Origin of the sequence: Citrobacter sp. S39 (assembly GCF_009495675.1) — a bacterium.
In the GTDB taxonomy this organism is placed as follows: Bacteria; Pseudomonadota; Gammaproteobacteria; order Enterobacterales; family Enterobacteriaceae; genus Citrobacter; species Citrobacter freundii.
Window position 1 is genome coordinate 166463 of sequence record NZ_CP045555.1, and the last position, 26700, is coordinate 193162.

23 protein-coding genes are annotated in these 26700 nt (G+C 53.2%); 12 read left to right on the forward strand and 11 right to left on the reverse strand.

Annotation, left to right across the window (positions count from 1 at the left end; all coding sequences use genetic code 11):
- Positions 1–6 precede the first annotated feature (6 nt).
- From lptD to apaH, 6 genes are read left to right on the forward strand one after another with little or no spacing between them, the layout of a single operon-like run.
- Entirely contained in the window at positions 7–2361 is a 2355-nt protein-coding gene (gene lptD, locus GFB57_RS00720) for an LPS assembly protein LptD (protein WP_290366920.1), read from the forward strand.
- Positions 2362–2414: 53 nt separating this feature from the next.
- Positions 2415–3701 carry a peptidylprolyl isomerase SurA gene (surA, locus tag GFB57_RS00725; protein ID WP_003018860.1) on the forward strand — a complete coding sequence of 429 codons (1287 nt, stop codon included), beginning with the start codon at positions 2415–2417 and terminating at the stop codon, positions 3699–3701.
- The gene (gene pdxA, locus GFB57_RS00730; RefSeq protein WP_003018862.1) at positions 3701–4693 is read left to right on the forward strand and encodes a 4-hydroxythreonine-4-phosphate dehydrogenase PdxA; all 993 of its coding nucleotides are present in this window, start codon (positions 3701–3703) and stop codon (positions 4691–4693) included. Before surA ends, pdxA begins: the two co-directional genes overlap by 1 nt.
- The gene (gene rsmA, locus GFB57_RS00735) at positions 4686–5507 is read left to right on the forward strand and encodes a 16S rRNA (adenine(1518)-N(6)/adenine(1519)-N(6))-dimethyltransferase RsmA (RefSeq protein WP_003018865.1); all 822 of its coding nucleotides are present in this window, start codon (positions 4686–4688) and stop codon (positions 5505–5507) included. The genes pdxA and rsmA overlap by 8 nt, the downstream gene beginning before the upstream one ends.
- Positions 5508–5509: 2 nt before the next feature.
- Positions 5510–5887 (forward strand): Co2+/Mg2+ efflux protein ApaG, encoded by a 378-nt coding sequence (gene apaG, locus GFB57_RS00740; protein ID WP_003018867.1) that lies wholly within the window; start codon positions 5510–5512, stop codon positions 5885–5887.
- A 10-nt stretch (positions 5888–5897) separates the two neighbouring features.
- Positions 5898–6746 carry a bis(5'-nucleosyl)-tetraphosphatase (symmetrical) ApaH gene (gene apaH, locus GFB57_RS00745; protein ID WP_003018869.1) on the forward strand — a complete coding sequence of 283 codons (849 nt, stop codon included), beginning with the start codon at positions 5898–5900 and terminating at the stop codon, positions 6744–6746.
- Between the two features lie 96 nt (positions 6747–6842).
- Here the strand turns inward: apaH and folA are convergent, their stop codons facing one another.
- The 9 genes from folA to GFB57_RS00790 form a co-directional block, all read right to left on the reverse strand.
- Complete coding sequence (gene folA / locus GFB57_RS00750; protein WP_003018873.1) at positions 6843–7322, reverse strand: type 3 dihydrofolate reductase; 480 nt, start codon at positions 7320–7322, stop codon at positions 6843–6845.
- Between the two features lie 198 nt (positions 7323–7520).
- Complete coding sequence (gene kefC / locus GFB57_RS00755; protein WP_003018875.1) at positions 7521–9383, reverse strand: glutathione-regulated potassium-efflux system protein KefC; 1863 nt, start codon at positions 9381–9383, stop codon at positions 7521–7523.
- Positions 9376–9906, reverse strand: a complete 531-nt coding sequence (kefF, locus tag GFB57_RS00760; protein WP_003018878.1) for a glutathione-regulated potassium-efflux system oxidoreductase KefF — start codon at positions 9904–9906, stop codon at positions 9376–9378. The genes kefC and kefF overlap by 8 nt, the downstream gene beginning before the upstream one ends.
- 103 nt (positions 9907–10009) lie before the next feature.
- The gene (locus tag GFB57_RS00765) at positions 10010–10243 is read right to left on the reverse strand and encodes a YgdI/YgdR family lipoprotein (RefSeq protein ID WP_003018880.1); all 234 of its coding nucleotides are present in this window, start codon (positions 10241–10243) and stop codon (positions 10010–10012) included.
- 91 nt (positions 10244–10334) lie between these two features.
- Positions 10335–11678 (reverse strand): MFS transporter, encoded by a 1344-nt coding sequence (locus tag GFB57_RS00770; RefSeq protein WP_003018882.1) that lies wholly within the window; start codon positions 11676–11678, stop codon positions 10335–10337.
- A gap of 147 nt (positions 11679–11825) precedes the next feature.
- Positions 11826–12113 (reverse strand): ferredoxin-like protein FixX, encoded by a 288-nt coding sequence (fixX, locus tag GFB57_RS00775; protein ID WP_000203736.1) that lies wholly within the window; start codon positions 12111–12113, stop codon positions 11826–11828.
- Positions 12110–13396, reverse strand: coding sequence for an FAD-dependent oxidoreductase (locus GFB57_RS00780; protein ID WP_003018887.1), 1287 nt, complete (start codon positions 13394–13396; stop codon positions 12110–12112). The genes fixX and GFB57_RS00780 overlap by 4 nt, the downstream gene beginning before the upstream one ends.
- A gap of 48 nt (positions 13397–13444) precedes the next feature.
- Complete coding sequence (locus GFB57_RS00785; RefSeq protein ID WP_003018890.1) at positions 13445–14386, reverse strand: electron transfer flavoprotein subunit alpha/FixB family protein; 942 nt, start codon at positions 14384–14386, stop codon at positions 13445–13447.
- Positions 14387–14401: 15 nt separating this feature from the next.
- Positions 14402–15172 carry an electron transfer flavoprotein FixA gene (locus tag GFB57_RS00790; RefSeq protein ID WP_003018893.1) on the reverse strand — a complete coding sequence of 257 codons (771 nt, stop codon included), beginning with the start codon at positions 15170–15172 and terminating at the stop codon, positions 14402–14404.
- A gap of 480 nt (positions 15173–15652) precedes the next feature.
- On the opposite strand from GFB57_RS00790, the gene caiT reads away from it, so the two are divergent.
- The 6 genes from caiT to caiE all read left to right on the forward strand — a co-directional run bounded on the left by caiT (position 15653) and on the right by caiE (position 22728).
- A complete protein-coding gene (caiT, locus tag GFB57_RS00795) occupies positions 15653–17170 on the forward strand; it encodes an L-carnitine/gamma-butyrobetaine antiporter (RefSeq protein WP_003018896.1) in 1518 nt (505 codons plus the stop codon).
- Positions 17171–17204: 34 nt separating this feature from the next.
- Complete coding sequence (gene caiA, locus GFB57_RS00800; protein WP_003018898.1) at positions 17205–18347, forward strand: crotonobetainyl-CoA dehydrogenase; 1143 nt, start codon at positions 17205–17207, stop codon at positions 18345–18347.
- A 105-nt stretch (positions 18348–18452) separates the two neighbouring features.
- Positions 18453–19670: an L-carnitine CoA-transferase gene (gene caiB, locus GFB57_RS00805; protein ID WP_003018901.1), complete on the forward strand. Its 1218-nt coding sequence runs from the start codon at positions 18453–18455 to the stop codon at positions 19668–19670.
- 61 nt (positions 19671–19731) lie between these two features.
- Positions 19732–21285, forward strand: coding sequence for a crotonobetaine/carnitine-CoA ligase (gene caiC, locus GFB57_RS00810; RefSeq protein ID WP_003018904.1), 1554 nt, complete (start codon positions 19732–19734; stop codon positions 21283–21285).
- A gap of 54 nt (positions 21286–21339) precedes the next feature.
- Entirely contained in the window at positions 21340–22125 is a 786-nt protein-coding gene (gene caiD / locus GFB57_RS00815; RefSeq protein WP_003018906.1) for a crotonobetainyl-CoA hydratase, read from the forward strand.
- 6 nt (positions 22126–22131) lie between these two features.
- Positions 22132–22728, forward strand: a complete 597-nt coding sequence (gene caiE, locus GFB57_RS00820) for a carnitine operon protein CaiE (protein ID WP_003018909.1) — start codon at positions 22132–22134, stop codon at positions 22726–22728.
- 75 nt (positions 22729–22803) lie between these two features.
- On the opposite strand, the gene caiF is transcribed toward caiE, so the two are convergent.
- Together caiF and carB are read right to left on the reverse strand one after the other, a co-directional pair.
- On the reverse strand, positions 22804–23199 hold the full coding sequence (caiF, locus tag GFB57_RS00825) for a carnitine metabolism transcriptional regulator CaiF (protein WP_003018912.1): 396 nt from the start codon (positions 23197–23199) through the stop codon (positions 22804–22806).
- Between the two features lie 273 nt (positions 23200–23472).
- Positions 23473–26700: a carbamoyl-phosphate synthase large subunit gene (gene carB / locus GFB57_RS00830; RefSeq protein ID WP_003018915.1), complete on the reverse strand. Its 3228-nt coding sequence runs from the start codon at positions 26698–26700 to the stop codon at positions 23473–23475.

Genomic DNA, 26700 nt, shown 5'->3' on the forward strand with positions numbered 1-26700 from the left:
CAACGTATGAAAAAACGTATTCCCACTCTTCTGGCCACCATGATTGCCAGTGCCCTCTATAGCCATCAGGGCCTGGCAGCCGATCTCGCCTCACAGTGTATGCTGGGCGTGCCGAGCTATGACCGTCCTCTGGTACAGGGCGAGACTAATGAATTACCCGTCACCATCAATGCCGACAACGCTAAAGGGAATTATCCCGATGACGCGGTGTTTACCGGCAACGTGGACATCGCACAGGGTAACAGCCGCCTGCAGGCCGACGAAGTACAGCTTCATCAGAAGCAGGCTGAAGGCCAGCCGGAGCCAATACGTACCGTCGATGCGCTGGGCAACGTCCATTATGATGACAATCAGGTTATTCTGAAGGGACCGAAGGGCTGGTCTAATCTGAATACCAAAGATACCAACATCTGGGAAGGTGATTACCAGATGGTGGGCCGTCAGGGGCGCGGGAAAGCCGATCTGATGAAACAGCGTGGGGAAAACCGTTATACCATTCTGGAAAACGGTAGCTTTACCTCCTGTCTGCCAGGTTCCGATACCTGGAGCGTCGTCGGTAGCGAAGTGATCCACGACCGTGAAGAACAGGTCGCAGAGATCTGGAACGCCCGTTTTAAACTGGGTCCGGTTCCGGTCTTTTACAGTCCTTATTTACAGTTACCCGTCGGCGATAAGCGCCGTTCCGGTTTCCTGATCCCGAACGCAAAATATTCCACCAATAACTATTTTGAGTTCTACCTGCCGTATTACTGGAACATTGCGCCCAACATGGACGCCACCATCACGCCACATTATATGCACCGTCGTGGCGGGATCATGTGGGAGAACGAATTCCGCTACCTCACCCAGGCGGGTGCAGGCCTGATGGAGTTCGACTATCTGAACTCCGATAAAGTGTACGAGGATGATAACCCGAAGGATGACAACTCACGCCGCTGGCTGTTTTACTGGCGGCACGCTGGCGTAATGGACCAGGTGTGGCGTTTCAACGTCGACTACACCAAGGTCAGCGACACCAGCTACTTCAATGATTTCGATAATAAATACGGTTCCAGTACCGACGGCTATGCCACGCAAAAATTCAGCGTTGGCTATGCGGTACAGAACTTTGACGCCACGGTCTCGACCAAGCAGTTCCAGGTCTTCGATGCCGCAAACAGTAACAGCTACTCTGCGCAGCCGCAGTTAGACGTCAACTATTACCAGAATGACGTCGGTCCGTTTGATACCCGTGTTTATGGCCAGGCGGTCCATTTCGTTAACACTAACGACAACATGCCGGAAGCCACGCGTGTTCACCTGGAACCGACTATTAATCTGCCGTTGTCAAATAACTGGGGCAGTGTCAATACCGAAGCAAAACTGCTGGCAACGCACTATCAGCAGACCAATCTGGATTGGTACAACGCGAATAACACCACCAAGCTCGATGATTCAGCTAACCGCGTCATGCCGCAGTTTAAAGTCGACGGCAAGATGGTCTTCGAGCGCGATATGAACATGCTGGCGCCGGGATATACCCAGACGCTGGAGCCGCGCGCGCAGTACCTGTACGTCCCATATCGCGACCAAAGTCATATCTATAACTATGACTCGTCCCTGCTGCAATCTGACTACAGTGGCCTGTTCCGTGACCGCTCTTATGGCGGCCTGGACCGTATTGCTTCCGCCAATCAGGTAACGACCGGGGTCACATCTCGCGTTTATGATGACGCGGCCGTTGAACGTTTTAATATTTCTGTGGGTCAAATCTACTATTTCACCGAGTCTCGCACTGGCGATGACCATACAGAATGGGAGAATGACGACAAAACGGGCTCACTTGTATGGGCGGGTGACACCTACTGGCGCATCTCCGATCACTGGGGTTTACGCAGTGGGATCCAGTACGACACGCGCCTGGATAGCATCGCAACCAGCAATAGCAGTATCGAATACCGCCGTGACGAAAACCGTATGCTGCAATTGAATTACCGTTATGCCAGCCCGGAGTATATTAAGGCCGCGGTACCTTCACGCGATGTAACTAACGCCCAATATGAAAATGGGATTTCACAGGTGGGTGCGGTGGCGAGCTTCCCGATTGCCGACCGCTGGTCGATTGTCGGTGCTTACTACTTCGATACCAACGTGAACAAAGAAGCAGATTCAATGCTGGGGCTGCAGTACAACTCCTGCTGTTACGCCATTCGCTTCGGTTACGAACGTAAGCTGAACGGCTGGGATAACACCCAGAAACACGCGATTTATGACAACACGATCGGCTTTAATATCGAACTGCGCGGCCTGAGCTCCAACTACGGTCTCGGCACCAACCAAATGTTGCGTTCAAACATTTTGCCGTATCAAAGCTCTTTATGATCTGATTGATTTACAACGTAATCCGCATCGCGGTTAATTGAAATGGAAAAAGTATGAAGAACTGGAAAACGCTGCTTCTCGGTATCGCCATGATCGCGAATACCAGTTTCGCTGCCCCACAGGTAGTCGATAAAGTCGCAGCCGTCGTCAATAACGGCGTCGTTCTCGAAAGCGACGTCGATGGCTTAATGCAGTCAGTAAAACTTAATGCGGGTCAGGCTGGTCAGCAGTTACCGGACGACGCCACGCTGCGTCATCAGATCCTGGAACGTTTGATCATGGATCAAATCCTCCTGCAAATGGGTCAGAAGATGGGTGTTAAAATCTCTGACGAGCAGTTGGATCAGGCTATTGCCAACATCGCCAAGCAGAACAACATGACGCTGGATCAGATGCGCAGTCGTCTGGCACAGGATGGTTTAAGCTATTCGACCTATCGTAGCCAGATCCGCAAAGAGATGACCATCTCTGAAGTGCGTAACAACGAAGTTCGCCGTCGCGTCACCATCCTGCCTCAGGAAGTGGATGCCCTGGCGCAACAGGTAGGCAACCAAAACGATGCCAGCACCGAACTGAACCTGAGCCACATTCTGATCCCATTACCGGAAAACCCAACTTCCGACCAGGTTAACGCGGCTGAAAGCCAGGCGCGCTCTGTTGTTGATGAAGCGCGTAACGGTAGTGATTTCGGCAAACTGGCTATTACTTATTCCGCTGACCAGCAGGCGCTGAAAGGCGGCCAGATGGGTTGGGGACGTATTCAGGAGCTGCCGGGTATCTTCGCCCAGGCGTTAAGCACTGCGAAAAAAGGCGATATCATCGGCCCAATTCGTTCAGGTGTCGGCTTCCACATCCTGAAAGTCAATGATATGCGTGGCCAAAGCCAGAGCATCTCCGTGACTGAAGTTCACGCTCGCCATATTCTACTTAAGCCGTCGCCGATCATGACCGATCAGCAGGCGCGTCTGAAGCTGGAACAAATCGCGGCAGATATTAAGAGCGGTAAAACTACCTTCGCGGCAGCCGCTAAAGAGTTTTCTCAGGATCCAGGCTCTGCCAACCAGGGCGGCGATCTGGGTTGGGCTGCAGCGGATATTTTCGACCCAGCTTTCCGCGATGCGCTGACCAAACTTCATAAAGGCCAGATGAGCGCCCCGGTGCACTCCTCTTTCGGTTGGCATCTGATCGAACTGCTGGACACGCGTAACGTTGATAAAACTGACGCGGCGCAGAAAGACAGAGCTTATCGTATGCTGATGAACCGTAAATTCTCGGAAGAAGCAGCAACCTGGATGCAGGAACAGCGCGCCAGCGCTTACGTTAAAGTTCTGAGCAACTAATGGCTCGTACTCAACGCGTTGTTATCACTCCCGGCGAACCCGCCGGGATTGGCCCGGACCTGGTGGTTCAGCTCGCCCAGCGCGATTGGCCTGTAGAACTCGTTGTCTGTGCGGATGCAGGACTTCTCAGTGACCGGGCAGCAATGCTCGGTTTACCGCTTTCACTCCTCCCCTACTCTCCAGATACCCCAGCCAGACCGCAATCAGCAGGCACATTGACGCTGTTACCGATTGCGCTGCGGGCACCTGCTGTCGCGGGTCAGTTGGCGGTAGAAAACGGGCAATATGTAGTGGATACGCTGGCTCGCGCCTGCGATGGTTGTCTGCAAGGTGAGTTTGCGGCGTTGATCACCGGTCCGGTTCACAAGGGCGTAATCAATGACGCAGGCGTTCCGTTTACCGGGCATACCGAGTTTTTTGAAGAGCGCTCGCAGGCAAAGAAAGTTGTTATGATGCTGGCGACCGAAGAGCTGCGCGTTGCCCTGGCAACCACGCATTTGCCGCTCAGAGCCGTTGCCGACGCCATTACGCCCGCCCTGCTTCAGGAAGTGATCGGCATTTTGCATCATGATTTACGCACTAAGTTCGGCATTGCCGATCCACATATTCTGGTGTGCGGTCTTAACCCGCATGCTGGTGAAGGCGGCCATATGGGAACGGAAGAGATAGACACCCTCATTCCGGTACTCGATGAACTGCGTGCGCAGGGGATGAAATTAAACGGCCCGCTGCCCGCAGATACGCTTTTTCAGCCCAAATATCTCGACCACGCGGATGCCGTGCTGGCAATGTACCACGATCAGGGTCTCCCCGTGCTAAAATACCAGGGATTTGGTCGCGGTGTGAATATCACGCTGGGCCTGCCCTTTATTCGCACATCCGTCGATCACGGCACCGCACTTGAACTCGCGGGCCGTGGACAAGCAGATGTCGGCAGTTTTATTACGGCGCTTAATCTCGCCATCAAAATGATTGTTAATACCAATGAATAATCGAGTCCATCAGGGCCATTTAGCCCGTAAACGTTTCGGGCAGAACTTCCTCAACGATCAGTTTGTGATCGAAAGTATTGTCTCTGCTATCAACCCGCAGAAAGGTCAGGCTATGGTCGAAATCGGCCCAGGCCTGGCGGCATTGACCGAACCAGTTGGCGAACGCCTGGACAAGCTCACGGTCATTGAACTGGACCGCGATCTGGCAGCACGCTTACAGACACACCCGTTTTTAGGGCCTAAGCTGACGATTTATCAGCAAGATGCCATGACCATGAACTTCGGCGAACTGGCACAAACGATGGGTCAGCCGCTGCGCGTATTCGGCAACCTGCCGTACAACATCTCCACGCCACTCATGTTCCATCTTTTTTCCTATACTGATGCCATTGCCGACATGCATTTCATGTTGCAAAAAGAGGTGGTCAATCGTCTGGTTGCAGGGCCAAACAGTAAAGCGTATGGTCGATTAAGCGTCATGGCGCAGTATTACTGCAATGTGATCCCGGTACTTGAAGTGCCGCCATCTGCATTTACGCCTGCGCCTAAAGTCGATTCCGCCGTAGTGCGTCTGGTCCCTCACGCGACGATGCCGTACCCGGTTAAAGATGTTCGTGTGCTGAGCCGTATTACCACCGAAGCGTTTAATCAGCGCCGTAAAACGGTACGTAACAGTCTCGGCAACCTATTTAGCGTTGAAGTACTGACAGAGCTGGGCGTTGATCCGGCGATGCGAGCGGAAAATATCTCTGTCGCGCAATACTGCCGGATGGCTAACTATCTGTCAGAAAACGCGCCATCGAAGGAGAGTTAAACATGATCAATTCGCCCCGAGTGTGCATTCAGGTACAAAGCGTCTACATTGAGGCGCAATCCTCACCTGATGATGAACGTTACGTTTTTGCTTACACCGTAACTATCCGCAATTTGGGGCGAGCGCCTGTGCAGCTGTTGGGGCGTTATTGGTTAATCACTAATGGTCATGGCCGCGAAACAGAAGTCCAGGGTGAAGGCGTGGTTGGCGTCCAGCCCCATATCGAACCCGGCGAAGAGTACCAGTACACCAGCGGTGCGGTGATTGAAACGCCGCTGGGCACCATGCAGGGTCACTACGAAATGATCGATGAACAAGGCATCGCCTTTACCATCGACATTCCCGTATTCCGACTCGCCGTTCCAACACTCATTCATTAAAACAATAACTATGGCGACATACCTTATTGGCGACGTTCACGGTTGTTACGATGAACTGGTAGCCTTGCTGCATCAGGTAGACTTTAATTCCAAAAAAGACACCCTATGGCTCACCGGCGATCTGGTCGCTCGTGGGCCGGGCTCGCTGGACGTTTTGCGCTACGTGAAATCACTGGGCGACAGCGTGCGGTTAGTATTGGGTAATCACGATTTACACCTGCTGGCCGTATTTGCTGGTATCAGTCGTAATAAACCTAAAGACAGGGTCACATCTCTGCTCGAAGCACCGGATGCCGACGAATTACTTAACTGGCTCCGCCGTCAACCGCTGTTGCAGGTAGACGAAGAGAAGAAGCTGGTGATGGCACATGCCGGTATCACCCCACAGTGGGACCTGCAGACGGCAAAAGACTGTGCTCGCGATGTTGAAGCCGTGTTGTCGAGCGACTCATATCCCTTCTTCCTTGATGCGATGTACGGCGACATGCCCAATAACTGGACCCCGGAACTGACCGGGCTGGCACGCCTGCGTTTTATTACCAACGCCTTTACCCGCATGCGTTACTGCTTCCCCAACGGTCAACTGGATATGTACAGCAAAGAGTCACCAGAAGACGCACCTGCCCCGCTGAAGCCATGGTTTGCCATTCCTGGACCTGTCAGTGAAGCGTACAGCATTGCATTCGGGCACTGGGCATCGCTGGAAGGCAAAGGCACACCAGAAGGTATTTACGCGCTGGATACGGGGTGTTGCTGGGGAGGCGATCTCACCTGTCTGCGCTGGGAAGACAAACAGTACTTTGTGCAGCCATCAAATCGCCATCTGAATCTGGATCCTGGCGAAGCGGTCAACGCCTGAGAGATTTATGCCTGATGGCGCTACGCTTATCAGGCCTACATCTGGCACAAGAGTAGGCCGGATAAGGCGTTTCGCCGCCATCCGGCACTTACAGGATTAACGACGCTCCAGAATCTCGAAGCAGTAGCTGTGAGAGTTTTGCGCGTCGGCATCGTGGAATTCACTGAACACCGACTCCCAGTCATCCGGTTCGTAGTCCGGGAAATGCGTATCCCCTTCGACTTCAGCATCAATGTGCGTCAGATACAGCTTCTGCGCTTTTGGCAGGAACTGCTCATACACGCGCCCACCGCCAATCACCATAATCTCTGGTTCATCACCGCAGGCCGCAATGGCTTCATCAACAGACTTCACCCACTGCACACGATCGTCAGTGCCAGGCTTGCTGCTGATGACGATATTTTTACGCCCAGGTAACGGTCGCCCGATGGATTCCCAGGTGTGGCGTCCCATGACAACCGGCTTGTTTAAGGTATTACGTTTAAACCAGGCGAGATCGGCAGGGAGGTTCCACGGCATGGCGTTCTCCATACCGATGACGCGATCTACCGCTAACGCCGCAATCAGACTGATCATTGAATATTTCCCGGATACAAAAAAATTGTCGCCACTATACGGAAAGCGCAATCTTTCGTCGACTGGCGGAAAGAGGATGAACAGGAAAATTTTCCGTTCTGCTGGCGAACCGACCTATTTAAGGTGGTACGCCAGCATTACAGTAGTTCAAAAACAGCCAATTAGCAGTAAAGTTTGCAGAACATCACATTTTTTACCCTATGCTGACGGTTTCACTTCCGGCTCATCGGCGACGTCGCCCGTATGCTTACCTTCATCCGTGCCTTGCCAGCCATGGCGTTGAATTAACGATAAGTGCTGACGATCTTCCGCAATAATTTCACTCAGCATTGCGCTGGTGCGTTTATAAACGGCTGCGCGGGAAGTCGCGTCATTTTCCCCTTTCACCATCTCCTCTACCATCATGGTATTGAATCGGCGGAATACGTCGGCCCGCTCACGTGCCTCATAGCGCCCAAGCCCAAGACCTTCCAACGCCAGACGTCCGGTCTTCAGTGCACCTTCAAAGGTTTCACGTTCCGGCATATCCACGCCCGCCTGGCGCAGGCGGATGTAATGATCCACATCGCGCGCACGAGCAATAATTTGCAGATGCGGGAAATGCTCTTTCACCATTTCGGTTAACTGCAGGCTGGTTTGCGGATCGTCAATGGCATTAATAATGACTTCAGCTTTCGCCGCCCCGGCAGACTCCAGCAGATCCATCCGGGTCGCATCGCCATAGAAAACCTTCATCCCGAATTTACGCAGCGTTTCGATATGGTCCGGGTCATGATCAAGAACCACCATTTTGACCCCACTCGACAACAACAGACGACCGGTTATCTGGCCAAATCGCCCAAATCCAGCGATGATCACCCGCGGTTGCTCCTCATCGATTTCATCGGCTTCCCGCTCTTCCGAAGTCGCCGATTTTTCCAGACGCGTCAAAATCACCAGCAAAATCGGCGTAGCCGCCATCGACAACGCCACCGCCAGCGTCAGCGATTTCGCCCAGTCAGGATCGAGCACATTTGCCATTTGCGCCGCACCAAACACCACAAAGGCAAACTCACTGCCCTGCCCTAACAATACGGCAAACCAGCGACGCTGCTTGTTCGGCACCTGCAACGGTTTCGCTATCAACCACAGCATGACGGTTTTGATAACCAGGAAACCGACCAGCAAAATGATAATGCGCAAGGGATTATCAATCAGCGTACCAAAGTCGATAGACATCCCCACGCCAATGAAAAACAGTCCCAGCAGCAATCCTTTAAATGGCTCAATGTCGCTTTCCAGCGCGTGGCGATACTCAGAGCTTGCCAGCAGCACCCCAGCCAGAAAGGCCCCCATCGCCATCGACAGGCCAACCTCTTCCAGGAGCAGACCGAAGCCAAACACGAGGAACAGCGCAACGGCACTGAATACTTCCCGCAGGCCCGAACGCGCAACAAAACGCAAGGCCGGACGTGTGACATAACGCCCCAATACCACCACTAATACCAGTGCGCCCGCTACCTTCAGGGCTGACAATGCAAACGCCCCAAGCGTAGTCGATGCGCCGCTCGCCGCCAGTAACGGGATCATCGCCACCAATGGAATAGCGGCGATATCCTGGAACAGCAGCACGGCAAACGCGCTGCGGCCCATTTGCGAAACCATCAGGTTGCGTTCATTCATTGCCTGCATAGCGATAGCCGTTGAGGAAAGCGCCAGCGTCATGCCGATCAGTTCCGCTACCTGCCAGCGCAGGCCAAGGAACATACAGAACAAACCAATTAAGCCGCCGCAAACCACCATCTGTAGCGCACCGCCGCCGAACACCGATGCCCGCAATTTCCACAAACGTTGCGGATCCAGCTCCAGACCGATGACAAACAGCATCAGTACCACACCGATCTCCGCAAAATGCAGGATGGATTCGGCGTCCGTCACCAGCCTCAGACCCCAGGGTCCGATAATGCATCCGGCGATGAGATACCCCAGTACCGACCCTAATCCCAGCCGTACGGCGATGGGTACAATCAGCGCCGCCGATCCGAGATAAATCAGCGCCTGTATCAGCGTATGGCTATCCATGGTGTGCCTCCTGCCATTCCATCAGACGCTGTTTGTAGTGACGCGCCTGCGCTTGCAGCGTTTCATCATCACAGATAAACGTACAGTGCATCGCAAACGGCGGCAGCCATTTGAGGCCGCAATAGAGCGCTGTTGCCTGTAAAGGCTGAGAAAGCACATCAAATCCGGGATGGGAGCCAATATCGAAGTGGTTTTCACCGCCGCCGGTCGTCACCGCCCACAGCAGTTGTTTACCGTGCAGCGCAGTACCGCCATGGCCATACGCCCAGCCGTGCGAAAGGACTTTATCCATCCACAGCTTGAGTAATGGAGGTGTGCTGTACCACTGCATCGGATGCTGCCAGATGATCAAATCAGCGCGCGCCAGCGCATCCTGTTCAGCGGCAATATCGATATTGAAGTCGGGGTAGAGCTGGTATAGCGAGCGTATCTCCACGCCCTCCAGCGTCCTTGCCTGTTCAAGCATCCGCTTATTCGCATGCGAATGTTGCGGATAGGGATGCGCATAAATGATGAGAATCATGATTAGCCTGTGTCACTGCATTATTGTAATAACAGTGAGTTTAGTCACTTAATCCACAGGCTAACAGTCAATATTATTGAGTGGCTGAATGGAGAAAACTGAACTAGTTGTCCAGTTCGCTCATATCCTTAACCTGATCGCGGTTAATCTGTTCCGTCTTACCCGTCTGGGCATTTTTGTACGACACCAGACCAGTATCATCATCAACCTGCGGTTTGCCGTCAGTGACGATTGTTTTGCCATCGGTGGTTTTAACCGCCTGGTTTGAGGAACAACCGGCCACGGTAAACAGTGCTGCTGCGGTAAAAATTGAGGTGATCAGGATATGTTTTTGCATGGTGTTCTCCCTGCTTTTCAGTTGTTTTCAGTGATATACCCAGTTAACTGTAGGCTAACTGACTGAGTTGCAGGGAAAATACAGAACACTCCTAATAGCCTGCCCTGGTCACGGGCTTACTGCGAATCGTCATTTGACTGGTTTGCGCCAGCGTCAGACCTCGCGTTTCCGGGGCGAAAGCGATGGACACAAGCAGGCCAATCAGCGAAATTCCTGCGCCCATCAGCATGACATTGCTGATACCGTATTTGGTGATGAATACCGGCAGCGCCCAGGTTGAAACAATAGTACCGATGCGGCTTAAGGACATAATCACCCCGACGGCAGACGCGCGAATGTCGGTAGGGAACAGTTCGTTTGGGTATAGCCACTGCAGGTTTCCCGGTCCCCCCGAGAAAAACGCGTACACGGCAAACGCCAGCACCACCAGCCACGCCCCCATATCAGGAATTAACCCCAGCACAGCCAACGCCAGCGTCATCATAATAAAGCTGCCAATCAATAGCGGTCGGCGGCCCGCGCTATTGAGCCAGAACATGGGCGGAATGCACCCCAGCATAAAGCACAGACTTATCACCACATTGCCCAACGCCGCGCTTTTCCCGGCACCAAGCCCCAACATTCCAACAATCTGCGGACCAAAGGTATAAATGGCGAACATCGGAATCACCTGGCAGGTCCAGATAGCGGCGACAAACAGGACAAACGGGAAATGACGGCGGTTAAACAGCTGTAGGAAACGCGTCTCCTGCGGTGCTTCTTCGTCGAACACCACCGGTTCGCCGAACAGTTTGATCATCATCGCTTCACACTCTTTCACCCGACCTTTACGCAGCAGCCAGCGCGGCGATTCAGGAAGATCGAAGCGCCCAATCAGGATCAAAATACAGGGGATCACCGCGCTGCCCAGCATCCAGCGCCATCCTCCCTCAACATCATAAAGCCAGTAACCGACCAGATCGGCACAGGTGGCGCCGACATACCACATCGCGGCGATAAAACCGATGGAGAAAGCGCGCTGGCGGGTATTGGAGAACTCGGTAATCATCGAGGTAGCAATCGGATAATCGGCACCAATCACAATGCCGATCAGCACGCGCATCACCAACAGCTCAACGGGCGAGGAAACAAACATGGTTGCTGCCGATATCACGCCAATGGCGATAATATCGATGATGAACATTTTGCGCCGCCCGACCTTATCGGAAATGTAGCCAAACAGCGACGTCCCCACAAACAGACCAGCGAGCGTGCCGGCACCCAGCAGACCAATCCACTGTGCGTCCAGTTTCAATGCTGGCGTGAGCTGTTCCAGCGCTACGCCAATCATCACCAGCACATAACCATCCAGAAATGGCCCACCGCTTCCCCACAGCATTATCCGGCGGTGAATAGAGGTAAATTTGATGTCATCAAAGTTCCTGGGCTGCTGCATAGCGACTTCCTGTTTCAACACGGGCAAAGCGTCATCTATAGGCCGGATAAGGCGTTTACGCCCCCATCCGGCACTGGCGTCACATGATTGCCGGATGGCGACGCTAGCGCGTCTTATCCGGCCTACGGGTGCACAACCTCGTACTTATTAACCGTAGCGAAACTCCACGCCAAATGTCCCACGCGGGTATTCCCACTTTTCCAGCGCTGTATCGAGCCCGAGAATACGGCACGTTCCGCACTCCAGACATCCGGCGTAATCAAACCGTACGCTGCCGTCGTCCTGCTTTTTATACAGCCCCGCTGGACAGGCCTTAATCAGCACTTCCAGCGCCTGTTTATCAGGATCGGTTTTGAGAATGATATGTGGGCTGTCTTCATCGACATTGAACTTATTGACGCCCAGTTTGACGTCCACATTGACGGGAGATGTCATAATACGGTCACTCCTTTCAGGCCATCTTTCATCAGGTTGATGAAGCCCACTTTCTTCGCATGACGCAGGATTTTTTTACGCATTGGCACTGGGGCGGAACCATCTACGGTGAACAGGTCGCGTGCGATACTGACCGCCATTTCGGGATAGGCGGTAAACATGCGCGGGTTATCAAGAAAAGCAGGAAGCTTCTGGTACATACGCATATCGCGCATCGGGCCATCGTCCAGATGCTGACGGTATTCACCCAGCGACTGCTTGCTAAAGTCGTCGCGCTTCATCGCTGAAAGCACCGTTTTCGCCGCCGCTTCGCCTGCGGAAATGGCGAGATCCATACCGCGAATGGTAAAGCCGAGGTTCATACACATTCCGGCAGCGTCACCGGCGATCAGCACACCGTCCCCCACCAGTTCTGGCTGCATATTCATACCGGCTTCAGGTACCACGTGCGCGGCATATTCCACCAGCTTGCCACCGGCGATCAGTGGGGCAACCGCCGGATGCTGTTTGAAATCTTCCAGCATTTGCGGGACCGATTTTTTCGCGTCTTTCAGGTGATGAAGGCCGCAGACCAGCCCCAGAGAAAGGGTCGTTTCATTCGTATAGAGAAAGCCACCACCCATCAATCCATCAGTTGGCGAACCGGCAAACAGGCAAGCTGCACCTTCGTTCCCCTGTAACTGGAAACGATCTTCAATTACCGATTTTGGCAGTTCGATCAGCTCCTTTACGCCGACGGCAACATGCGATGCCTCGACGCGCTTTGCCATACCCAGCTTTTCAGCCAGCAGAGAATTCACCCCGTCGGCGAGGATCACCACTTTGGCTTCCAGAATATCGCCGTCGGCTTCCACGCCCACGACTTTACCCTCGCGCTGCACAACGTTATCCACACGAATACCAGTGATAAGCTGGGCGCCCGCCTCCTCGGCCTGCTCCATCAGCCAGGCGTCAAATTTGCTACGTAAGACGGAATAAGAAACCTGCGACGATGCGGCCTCTTCACCATTGCAATAGTCGATGGTCATCGCCCCTTTGTCGGTCATAAAGGCGAGCTTTTCGTGGGTGATTATGCGTTCAATGGGGGCCTGCTCAGCAAAACCGGGAATGATGCGCTCCAGGCTATGCGCATACATGCGCCCACCGGTGACATTCTTCGCGCCAGCAGAATTGCCGCGCTCGATAACCAGCACCTGTGCACCTTCCCGAGCCAGCACCAGCGCCGCAACCGAACCAGCCAGACCTGCACCCACGATGATGGCATCAAAGATATCTTCGGACATACGTACTCCTGTCAGCGGCAGGATACCTTCGCATCCTGCCCGAATGGTTTAACGCGCTAAGGCAGCCGTCAGCGCAGGCAGGATCTTCAGCGCATCGCCAACAATGCCATAATCTGCATACTGGAAAATCGGCGCATTTTTGTCTTTGTTGATGGCGAAAATCGTCTGTGCGCCGTTGGCACCGACCATATGTTGGATCTGCCCGGAGATCCCCACGGCCAGATACAGTTCAGGCTTAAGCATCAGGTTGGAGATGCCGACGTAGCGTTCATGCTCCATCCACTTCTCGTTTTCCGCCACCGGACGGGAACAGGCCAACTCAGCGCCAATCGTCTGGCACAGCGCTTCTGCCAGCGAGATATTTTCTTTGCTACCAATACCGCGTCCCACGCTGACCACCAGACGGGCTTTGTCGAGATCGACGCTGTTGCTCTGACGCGCCTGAGTTGCCGTACGGGTCACGACAATGGCCGGATCCTGCCACTGTACGGTATGCATCTCGCCGCTGCGGGTGGTATCCGGTTGCTGCGCGTCAAACGTTCCGCTACTGAGAGTGATCACGGCAAACGGTGAAGCGATTGTTTCTGCTCCCATCGCCAGGCCACCGTAGACCATATGTTTGACCACCGCTTTTCCATCCTGCACCGCGACTGCGCTGGCATCATTTGAGACTGCAGCCGACAAGCGAAAGCCCAGCTTTGCCGCTAACAGCTTGCCCCGACGTGTATTCGGCAGCAGCACCGCGCCGCCCTCGCTGTGCTGACGAATGGTCTGAGCCATCACATCGGCGTAGTCTTCAACCATACGGTCTTCTGGTTTGCCGCTGAGCAGCCAGACATGATCCGCGCCTAAATGACATGCCGTTGCGCTGTCCGCATCGCTGAGCACAAACGTGTTAACTTTTTCACCTAAAGCCTGCGCACCATTCATCAGTTCCGGCAGACGAGAAGGGGTATCGCTGAATACCCAGATACTGGAAAATTTGTTCATAACATCCCCTGATAATTAAATGATTTTGCGAAGATTCTCGACAAACGCGGCAATCTGTTCTTCACCGTCACCTTCAATTACAACGCGCTGACGCTCGCGCTGTTTCGGCGCAGCAACCTGTTGTGCGGAATACGCCTGCACGCTGTTCAGCCCAATGTCTGCAGGTGACCAAACCTGAACCGGTTTTTTCGCCGCACCAAGAATGGCTTTCATGGAAGGGATTTGAGGGGTGTTGATGTCAGTAGAGACCGCGATAACCGCCGGAAGCGGGATACTCAGGGTTTCAACTTCATCTTCCAGTTCACGCTCTACCGTCAGAGTGCTGTCGGTAAGAGAGAGGATTTTGCTCACGCCGTTTATCGCCGGCACGTCCAGCATTTCGCCCACCAGCAGACCAACCTGCTGAGCATAAAGATCGGAAGAACCGTCGCCGCAAATAAGCAGATCAAAACCGGATTTTTGCACGGCGGCAGCCAGCGCAGTGGCAGTTTGTTGCGGCAGCGCCTGTTCAAATTGATCGTCAATGACAACAATCAGTTCATCAGGGCCACGGGAAAGCACATCTTTGCGCCCTTTTGCATTGGTCAGCGCTTTGCCTCCGACGCTCATGGCCACAACCTGAGCCTCTCCCACCTGCTGTTTTAACTGGCAAGCCGCTTCGATCGCATTCAGATCATATTGGCTGATTTTGCCATCTGCTTTGCTGAAATCGAGTGTTCCATCAGCATTATTAATCGCAATATCCTGCTCATCAGGTACGCATTTGTAGCAAGTAATTATCTTCATTGCATCTCCAGAAATCATGAAGGAAACGTATTTATATCGGCGGTGTTAAATACAGATATCACGCTCTTTAATTCGGAAATAAAACCTTAATCACCAATATTGAAAATGTCACACATTGAAATTCGTAACTTTCAATAGTGTTACATGCCTCACCAATATTGAAAGAATCACGTCAAATATGAAAATTTTCAATATTGTCTGCTGGTTCAACAATATTGAACGCCAGTCACTTAAAAAAGTTAAAAAACCAATGCCAACATCATGATTAATAAAGAAATTATCTAGATTTCCAGACAAAATAACCAGCATAAAAAAGTGTGACAAAGATAACAGAATAGCCGGAAATGAATACCCATTATGAGTTACTCACTGAGGCGCCCCAGAGGTTAAAAAGTCATCAACAAATCATTAATAATAAATAAACAAACGATCACATACGGGCACGCTAAATAAATTTCGTTTTCACACTGGAATTCACTTATGAAAAATGAAAAGAGAAAATCGGGAATTGAACCGAAGGTTTTTTTTCCGCCATTAATAATTGTTGGGATACTTTGTTGGCTAACAGTAAGAGATCTTGATGCCGCTAACGTCGTTATTAATGCGGTATTCAGTTATGTCACCAACGTCTGGGGTTGGGCATTCGAATGGTATATGGTCGTCATGCTCTTCGGATGGTTCTGGTTAGTCTTTGGCCCGTATGCCAAAAAGAAATTAGGCGACGAAAAACCCGAGTTTAGTACCGCCAGCTGGATTTTTATGATGTTCGCCTCCTGTACATCCGCCGCGGTGCTGTTCTGGGGTTCCATCGAGATCTACTACTATATCTCTACTCCGCCGTTCGCTTTGGAGCCCAATTCCACGGGTGCGAAAGAGATCGGTCTGGCGTACAGCCTGTTCCACTGGGGGCCGTTGCCGTGGGCAACCTACAGCTTCCTTTCTGTGGCCTTCGCCTATTTCTTCTTTGTGCGCAAGATGGACGTCATCCGTCCCAGCTCCACGCTGGTACCGTTAGTGGGCGAAAAGCATGCGAAAGGGCTGTTCGGCACCATCGTTGATAACTTCTACCTGGTGGCGCTGATCTTCGCGATGGGTACCAGCCTCGGTCTGGCGACGCCGCTGGTAACCGAGTGTATGCAATGGCTGTTCGGTATTCCGCATACGCTGCAACTCGACGCCATCATCATTACCTGCTGGATCATTCTGAACGCCATTTGCGTAGCCTGTGGCCTGCAAAAAGGAGTCAGAATCGCCAGCGACGTGCGTAGCTACCTGAGCTTCCTGATGCTGGGCTGGGTGTTTATCGTCAGCGGCGCCAGCTTCATCATGAACTACTTCACCGACTCGGTCGGCATGCTGCTGATGTATCTGCCGCGCATGCTGTTCTATACCGATGCCATCGGCAAAGGCGGATTCCCGCAGGGCTGGACTGTTTTCTACTGGGCGTGGTGGGTCATTTACGCCATCCAGATGAGTATCTTCCTGGCGCGTATTTCTCGTGGTCGTACCGTACGTGAACTGTGCTTTGGGATGGTGCTGGGCCTGACCGCTTCCACCTGGATCCTGTGGACAGTCCTTGGCAGCAACACGCTGCTGCTGATGGATAAAAACATTCTCAACATCCCGCAGCTGATTGAACAACACGGCGTGGCGCGCGCCATTATCGAAACCTGGGCCGCCTTGCCATTCAGCACCGCCACCATGTGGGGCTTCTTTATCCTCTGCTTTATTGCCACCGTCACGCTAATTAACGCCTGCTCCTACACCCTGGCGATGTCCACCTGTCGCGAAGTTCGCGATGGTGAAGAACCGCCGCTGTTGGTGCGTATCGGTTGGTCCGTTCTGGTCGGCGTCATCGGCATCGTTCTGCTGGCGCTGGGTGGGCTGAAGCCCATTCAGACCGCAATTATCGCCGGAGGATGTCCGCTGTTCTTCGTCAACATCATGGTGACGCTGTCCTTTATTAAAGACGCCAAAGTGCACTGGAAAGACAAGTAATTCTTATTAACCCAATTGATCAAGAGGCTGAAAGATGGATTTCAACTTAAATGACGAGCAGGAACTGTTTGTCGCCGGTATTCGTGAACTGATGGCCAGTGAGAACTGGGAAGCTTATTTTGCCGAGTGCGATCGCGACAGCGTCTACCCTGAGCGTTTTGTAAAAGCACTGGCAGATATGGGCATCGATAGCCTGTTGATCCCGGAAGAACACGGCGGGCTGGAAGCCGGTTTTGTCACCGTTGCCGCCGTCTGGATGGAACTCGGCCGCCTGGGCGCGCCAACCTATGTGCTGTACCAGTTACCGGGGGGTTTTAACACCTTCCTGCGTGAAGGGACTCAGGAACAAATCGATAAAATCATGGCGTTCCAGGGAACAGGTAAGCAGATGTGGAACTCTGCAATTACCGAACCGGGAGCGGGATCGGATGTTGGCAGTCTGAAAACCACTTATACACGCAAAAATGGTAAGGTTTATCTTAATGGCAGTAAGTGCTTTATCACCAGTAGCGCCTATACCCCGTACATCGTAGTGATGGCGAGAGATGGTGCATCGCCGGATAAACCTGTTTATACCGAGTGGTTTGTTGACATGAGCAAGGCGGGTATCAAGGTCAACAAACTGGAGAAACTCGGTCTGCGCATGGATAGCTGCTGTGAAATCACCTTTGATGACGTTGAACTGGACGAGAAAGACATGTTCGGTCGGGAAGGTAATGGCTTCAATCGTGTGAAAGAAGAGTTTGACCATGAACGCTTCCTCGTCGCACTGACCAACTACGGTACGGCAATGTGCGCTTTTGAAGACGCAGCGCGTTATGCCAACCAACGCGTACAGTTTGGCGAAACGATCGGCCGTTTCCAGCTGATTCAGGAGAAGTTCGCGCACATGGCGATCAAACTGAACTCCATGAAAAACATGCTGCTGGAAGCCGCATGGAAAGCGGATAACGGCACTATTACCTCGGGCGACGCGGCCATGTGCAAATACTTCTGCGCCAACGCGGCATTTGAAGTGGTAGACACCGCCATGCAGGTGCTGGGTGGCGTGGGTATCGCGGGTAACCATCGCATCACGCGCTTCTGGCGTGACCTGCGCGTTGACCGTGTTTCTGGTGGTTCTGACGAAATGCAGATCCTGACGTTGGGTCGTGCGGTATTGAAGCAATACCGTTGATTTGTTCGTTTCGTAGGCCGGATAAGGCGTTTACGCCACCATCCGGCAATATGCCCGGTGGCGCTGCGCTTACCGGGCCTACAAAAAAATGCCAGGAGAAAAATGATGAATCATTTACCAATGCCAGCCTTCGGCCCGCTTTCCGGGGTACGCGTTGTCTTTTCAGGGATCGAAATTGCCGGTCCGTTCGCCGGACAGATGTTCGCCGAATGGGGTGCTGAGGTTATCTGGATTGAAAACGTTGCGTGGGCCGATACCATCCGCGTGCAACCTAACTATCCGCAGCTCTCACGCCGTAATCTGCATGCCCTGTCGCTGAATATTTTCAAAGATGAAGGCCGGGAAGCGTTTCTGAAGCTGATGGAAACCACCGATATTTTCATTGAAGCCAGTAAAGGCCCGGCCTTTGCCCGCCGCGGTATTACCGATGAAGTGCTGTGGGAACATAACCCGAAACTGGTTATCGCCCACCTTTCCGGCTTCGGCCAGTTTGGTACCGAGGAGTACACCAATCTTCCGGCGTATAACACCATCGCACAGGCGTTCAGTGGCTATCTGATCCAAAACGGTGACGTGGATCAGCCAATGCCAGCCTTCCCGTACACCGCCGATTACTTCTCCGGGATGACCGCGACGACAGCGGCGCTGGCGGCTCTGCACAAAGTCCGCGAAACGGGTAAAGGTGAAAGCATCGATATCGCCATGTACGAGGTGATGCTGCGCATGGGTCAGTATTTCATGATGGATTACTTCAACGGCGGCGAAATTTGCCCACGTATGACCAAAGGCAAAGACCCGTATTACGCTGGCTGCGGCCTGTATAAATGCGCCGATGGCTATATCGTCATGGAGCTGGTCGGCATCACGCAAATCAACGAGTGCTTCAAAGATATTGGCCTCGCCCACATTCTTGGCACACCGGAAGTCCCGGAAGGCACCCAGCTTATCCATCGCGTGGAATGCCCTTACGGCCCGCTCGTGGAAGAGAAACTGGACGCGTGGCTGGCAACACACACCATCGCCGAAGTCCAGGCGCGTTTTGCTGAGCTGAATATCGCCTGCGCGAAGGTGCTGACCATTCCGGAACTGGAAGGCAACCCGCAGTACGTTGCCCGTGAATCCATTACTCAGTGGCAAACAATGGATGGCCGCACCTGCAAAGGGCCAAACATCATGCCGAAATTTAAAAACAACCCGGGGAAAATCTGGCGTGGCATGCCGTCACATGGCATGGATACTGCCGCCATTCTGAAAAACATTGGTTATAGCGAAGCAGACATAAATGAGCTGGTCGGCAAAGGCCTGGCCAGAGTTGAGGAATAAACGCGACGCGCTGACCGCTCATTGGTTAGCGCTCACGCCTGATTTCAGTGGATAAAGCAATATGGATATCGTTGGCGGACAAAACTTACGTCAGATGTGGGACGACCTGGCCGGGGTGTACGGAGATAAAACGGCGTTAATTTTCGAATCCTGCGAAGGAGTCGTTCGGCAGTTTAGCTATGCCTCGCTCAATGAAGAGATTAACCGCACGGCAAACCTGTTCCATTCCTTAGGGATCCGCAAGGGCGATAAGGTCGCATTGCATCTGGATAACTGTCCGGAATTCATTTTTTGCTGGTTTGGGCTGGCAAAAATTGGCGCCATTATGGTACCGATTAATGCCCGCTTACTGGGCGAAGAAAGTGCCTGGATCCTGCAAAACAGCCAGGTAAGCCTGCTGGTCACCAGCGCCCAGTTTTATCCTATGTACCGCCAGATACGGCTGGAAAATACCACACCGCTTAATCATATCTGTCTGATTGGCGAACAGCTTCCGGTTGACGACGGCGTGAGCCACTTTACCCAACTGCAATCCCGCCAGTCCGCCACGCTGTGTTATACGCCCGCGTTATCCACTGACGATACGGCGGAAATTCTGTTTACCTCAGGCACCACTTCACGGCCTAAAGGGGTGGTGATTACCCACTACAACCTGCGTTTTGCAGGCTACTACACTTCCTGGCAAATCGCTCTGCGCGATGATGACGTCTACATGACGGTGATGCCCGCTTTTCATATCGACTGTCAGTGTACCGCCGCAATGCCCGCATTCTCCGCTGGCAGCACCTTTGTGCTGCTAGAGAAGTACAGTGCCAGGGCGTTCTGGAATCAGGTGCATAGATATAAGGCGACGGTTACCGAATGCATTCCGATGATGATCAGAACGCTGATGGTACAACCTGCCGCGCCAACCGACAGACAGCATCACCTGCGCGAAGTGATGTTCTATCTCAATTTATCCGCACAGGAAAAAGACGCCTTTACCGAACGCTTTGGCGTCAGGCTGCTGACCTCCTACGGTATGACTGAAACCATCGTCGGTATTATCGGCGACCGTCCCGGTGACAAACGACGCTGGCCCTCCATTGGCCGCGTGGGATTTAGCTATGAAGCCGAAATCCGTGACGATCACAACCGTCCCCTGCCCGCCGGAGAAATTGGCGAAATCTGTATTAAAGGCGTGCCGGGCAAAACAATCTTCAAAGAGTACTATGCCCAGCCGGAGGCTACCGCCAAAGCGCTGGAACCTGAAGGCTGGTTACATACCGGAGATTCGGGCTATCAGGATGCGGATGGCTATTTTTATTTCGTCGACAGACGCTGCAACATGATTAAACGCGGCGGAGAAAATGTCTCCTGCGTCGAGCTGGAAAATATTATTTCTGCGCATCCGAAAATTCAGGACATTGTGGTTGTCGGTATTAAAGATTCAATCCGTGATGAAGCCATTAAAGCGTTTATCGTCCTTAATGAAGGTGAAACATTAAGCGAAGCCGAGTTCTTCAGCTTCTGCGAAAACAATATGGCGAAATTCAAGGTTCCCTCGTTTATGGAGATAAGAACCGACCTGCCGCGCAATTGTTCAGGAAAAATAATCAAAAAAAATCTGAAATAACCCTCCCGGTAGGAATTCCTCCTGCCGGGAAATCTATTTATCTGGAGATGAACTATGAGTGAATCATTACATCTGACCCGTAACGGCCCGATTCTGGAAATTACCCTCGATCGGCCTAAAGCCAATGCCATTGATGCAAAAACCAGTTTTGCCATGGGTGAAGCGTTTCTTAATTTTCGTGATGACCCGGAATTACGCGTAGCGATAATCACCGGCGGCGGTGAGAAATTCTTTTCTGCGGGCTGGGACTTAAAAGCGGCAGCTGAAGGTGAAGCGCCGGATGCCGATTTTGGCCCAGGCGGCTTTGCCGGTTTAACCGAAATTTTCGACCTCAATAAACCGGTCATCGCTGCGGTAAACGGCTATGCGTTTGGCGGTGGTTTTGAATTGGCGCTGGCGGCGGATTTTATCGTCTGCGCGGAAAATGCCAGCTTCGCGCTACCGGAAGCCAAGCTCGGGATCGTGCCTGACAGCGGCGGCGTTCTGCGTCTGCCGAAGCTACTGCCACCGGCTATCGTCAACGAAATGGTGATGACCGGCAGACGAATGAGTGCCGAAGAAGCACTGCGTTGGGGTATCGTCAACCGCGTTGTCAGCCAGAGCGAACTGATGGATAGCGCGCGCGAACTGGCGCAGCAGCTGGTGAATAGCGCCCCGCTGGCGATCGCCGCGCTGAAAGAGATTTATCGTGCGACCAGCGAAATGCCGGTGGAAGAAGGCTACCGCTACATCCGCAGCGGCGTGCTGAAGCACTATCCGTCAGTGCTGCACTCCGAAGATGCGCTTGAAGGACCGCAGGCGTTTGCAGAAAAACGCGATCCGGTGTGGAAAGGACGCTGATAACCGATGAGCTATTACGCCTTTGAAGGCCTGATTCCGGTAGTGCATCCAGAGGCGTATGTTCATCCCAGCGCCGTGTTGATTGGTGATGTAATCGTGGGGGCTGGCGTCTACGTCGGCCCGCATGCCTCACTGCGTGGTGACTATGGTCGCCTGATTCTGGAGGCAGGTTCAAACTTGCAGGATGGCTGCATCATGCACGGTTATTGCGACACTGACACCATCGTGCATGAGAATGGGCATATCGGCCATGGCGCAATCCTGCACGGTTGCGTGGTGGGCAGAGATGCGCTGATCGGCATGAACAGCGTCATTATGGACGGCGCAGCGATTGGTGAAGAGAGCATTGTCGCCGCCATGAGCTTTGTCAAAGCCGGATTTCAGGGGGAGGCAAGGCAGATGCTGGTGGGCTCACCCGCTCGCGTATTGCGTGAAGTCACGGACCAGGAACTGCACTGGAAACGGTTAAACACCAAAGAGTATCAGGATCTTGCGGTCCGCTGCCGGGCAGGTTTACGCGAAACGCAGCCATTAACGCGGGTCGAAGAACACCGGCCGCGCCTGAAAGGCACGACGGACGTAAAACCCAAATCAGCACAGTAATTGATGCCGGATTCGCTCACGCTTATCCGGCCTACGCGTCAACCACCGTTTATGCCGCCATCAGGCAACTGACAATTAGCGACGCATACTCTTGGAGAGCATCATCTGCCATTTCTGCTCACGGTTGAGCTCTGTTGGGGGAACGGCAGACAGCCGCGGCGTTTTCGCCACACTCACCTTTTTTTCCTGCAAATTGTGGCTCAATCGGTTGTAGAGGTGAGAATCAATACTGATGACTTTTACCAGACGCTGGCACTGGCAGCCCCGGCCTGCAATCTGATTAGGGATCATCTTAACTTCACAAACAATTTCTCCCACTTCCGACAGAATATAAGAGAGCGTATTAATTGCTTTGCAGTGTTCAATATCAAAATGGCGGGAAATTTCTTTTGCGGTGATCCAACGATCTTCAGCCATCATCCAGTCAGCAATTAACAAATAAAGCGGTCTTTCAACATATTTTTCACACATAAGCACACCATTTCACAAATTAAAAATCTGGCTACGGCCTGTCCAAATTAATAAAAACTAAGCCATATTAAAACTGTGGATATAAAAGATAGTATGCGACTTGAATGTTGATTAGTGTGAGCAATATCGTGCTTATTACATTGAAAATGTGGTTATGAAACTGCATTTGGCCAGGAATGACCTTACGAGAGATAAAAAAAGGGTTTCTTTACAGAAACCCTTTCAAGATTATATTGCAGGTCCGGTTAACGCAATTATCACCGGACTCTTTGTTTATGACTTTTTGATCTGCGCGTGCATTTCCTGCACCGAGGTCACCTTCTCAGTGGCATCGGCATTCAGCGCCATCGCCGTCGCGAAACCGCCGTTCAGGGTAGTGTCATAATGCACTTTGTACTGCAGGGCGCTACGGCGAATCAGCTTAGAGTCTTCAATCGCCTGACGACCTTCGGTGGTGTTGATGATGTAAGTGTACTCGCCATTCTTGATACGGTCCTGAATGTGCGGACGCCCTTCATGCACCTTGTTCACCAGACGTGGATTGATACCCGCTTCGCCCAGCACAATCGCCGTGCCGTGCGTTGCATCCAGCTCAAAACCAAACTTCAGCAGTTTCGCCGCCAAGTCAACCACACGCTCTTTATCGCCTTCGCGAACGGAGAGCAGCGCACGCCCCTGTTTTTTCATGGTGGAGCTGCTGCCCAGCTGTGCCTTGGCGAACGCTTCCGCGAAGGTACGGCCCACGCCCATCACTTCCCCGGTAGAGCGCATTTCTGGCCCTAACAGCGGGTCAACGCCCGGGAATTTGTTGAACGGCAGCACCACTTCTTTTACTGAGTAGTACGGCGGGATAACTTCTTTGGTTACGCCCTGCTGTGCCAGTGTTTTCCCGGCCATCACGCGCGCCGCAACTTTCGCCAGCGGTACGCCAGTTGCCTTGGAGACGAACGGAACGGTACGCGCCGCACGCGGGTTCACTTCAATCAGGTAAACTTCGTTATTCTTCACCGCAAACTGAACGTTCATCAGACCGCGAACCTGCAGTTCGAAGGCCAGTTTCTGCACCTGCTGACGCATCACATCCTGAATTTCCTGGCTCAGGGTGTACGCTGGCAGTGAACATGCGGAGTCACCGGAGTGTACACCCGCCTGTTCGATGTGCTCCATGATGCCACCAATCAGCACCATTTCGCCGTCGCAGATAGCGTCCACGTCCACTTCAACCGCATCGTCAAGGAAACGGTCCAGCAGTACCGGCGCATCGTTAGAAACGCTGACCGCAGTCTGGAAGTAGCGACGCAGGTCGGCTTCGTCGTAGACAATTTCCATCGCGCGGCCGCCGAGAACATATGACGGACGCACCACCAGCGGGTAGCCAATCTCTTTCGCCTTCTCAACAGCCTGTTCGATAGCCGTTACGGTAGCGTTCGCCGGTTGCTTCAGCTTCAGACGGTCAACCGCCTGCTGGAAACGCTCACGGTCTTCCGCGCGGTCGATGGCATCCGGGCTGGTGCCGATTACCGGTACACCTGCCGCTTCCAGCGCACGCGCCAGCTTCAGCGGGGTCTGGCCGCCGTACTGTACGATGACGCCTTTCGGCTTCTCAATGCGCACGATTTCCAGTACGTCTTCCAGCGTGACCGGCTCGAAGTACAGGCGGTCGGAAGTGTCGTAATCAGTAGAGACAGTCTCCGGGTTACAGTTGACCATGATGGTCTCGTAACCGTCTTCGCGCAGCGCCAGAGAGGCGTGTACGCAGCAGTAGTCGAACTCAATGCCCTGACCGATACGGTTTGGACCACCACCCAGCACCATGATTTTATCGCGGTCGACGGACGGATTCGCTTCACACTCATCTTCATAAGTGGAGTACATATAAGCGGTGTCGGTCGCGAATTCCGCCGCACAGGTATCCACGCGCTTGTAGACCGGGTGAAGGTTATATTGGTCACGCAGTTTGCGGATTTCCGCTTCGCGAACGCCGGCCAGTTTTGCCAGACGCGCATCAGCGAAGCCTTTGCGCTTCAGTACGCGCAGGAAGTCAGCGTCGAGGCCGTTGATGCCAAGGTCAATGACTTTTTCTTCCAGGCGCACCAGCTCTTCAATCTGCACCAGGAACCAGCGGTCGATGTTGGTCAGGTTGAACACGCCATCGACGGACAGGCCAGCACGGAAGGCATCGGCGATGTACCAGATACGCTCAGCGCCAGCGTCTTTCAGTTCGCGACGGATTTTGGTCAGCGCTTCCGGGTCGTCCAGGCTGACTTTCGGGTCGAAGCCGGTCGCGCCCACTTCCAGACCGCGCAGCGCTTTCTGCAGCGATTCCTGCTGGGTGCGGCCAATCGCCATCACTTCACCAACAGATTTCATCTGCGTGGTCAGACGGTCATTAGCACCTACGAATTTCTCGAAGTTGAAGCGTGGAATTTTCGTCACAACGTAGTCGATGGACGGCTCAAACGAGGCCGGAGTACGGCCGCCGGTGATGTCGTTCATCAGTTCGTCGAGGGTGTAACCTACGGCTAGCTTGGCGGCGACTTTCGCAATCGGGAAGCCGGTAGCTTTGGACGCCAGCGCCGAGGAGCGGGATACGCGCGGGTTCATCTCGATGACAATCAGGCGACCGTTTTTCGGGTTTACCGCAAACTGGACGTTAGAACCGCCGGTTTCCACGCCGATTTCACGCAGTACCGCCATCGAGGCGTTACGCATGATTTGATATTCTTTGTCGGTCAGCGTCTGGGCAGGTGCTACGGTGATGGAATCACCGGTATGGATGCCCATCGCGTCGAAGTTTTCGATGGAGCAGACGATGATGCAGTTGTCGTTTTTATCACGCACCACTTCCATCTCGTACTCTTTCCAACCAATCAGCGATTCATCAATCAGCAGCTCGTTGGTTGGGGAAAGGTCCAGACCGCGTTCGCAGATTTCTTCGAACTCTTCGCGGTTGTAGGCGATACCGCCGCCGGTGCCACCCATGGTGAAGCTAGGGCGGATAATGCACGGGAAGCCAACGTCAGCGGCAACCGCCAGCGCTTCTTCCATGGTGTGAGCGATACCTGAACGCGCGGTGTCGAGACCAATCTTCTTCATCGCGATATCGAAGCGACGACGGTCTTCCGCTTTATCAATGGCATCCGCCGTTGCGCCAATCATGGTCACGCCGAATTCAGCCAGTACGCCCTGGCGCTCCAGCTCCAGCGCACAGTTCAGCGCCGTCTGACCGCCCATGGTTGGCAGCACCGCGTCCGGACGTTCTTTCTCAATAATTTTGCGTACTACTTCCCAGTGAATTGGCTCGATGTAGGTGGCATCGGCCATTTCCGGGTCGGTCATGATGGTTGCCGGGTTGGAGTTCACCAGAATAACGCGGTAACCCTCTTCACGCAGGGCTTTACACGCCTGTGCACCGGAATAGTCAAACTCACACGCCTGACCGATAACAATCGGACCCGCGCCCAGAATCAGGATACTTTTTATGTCTGTACGTTTTGGCAT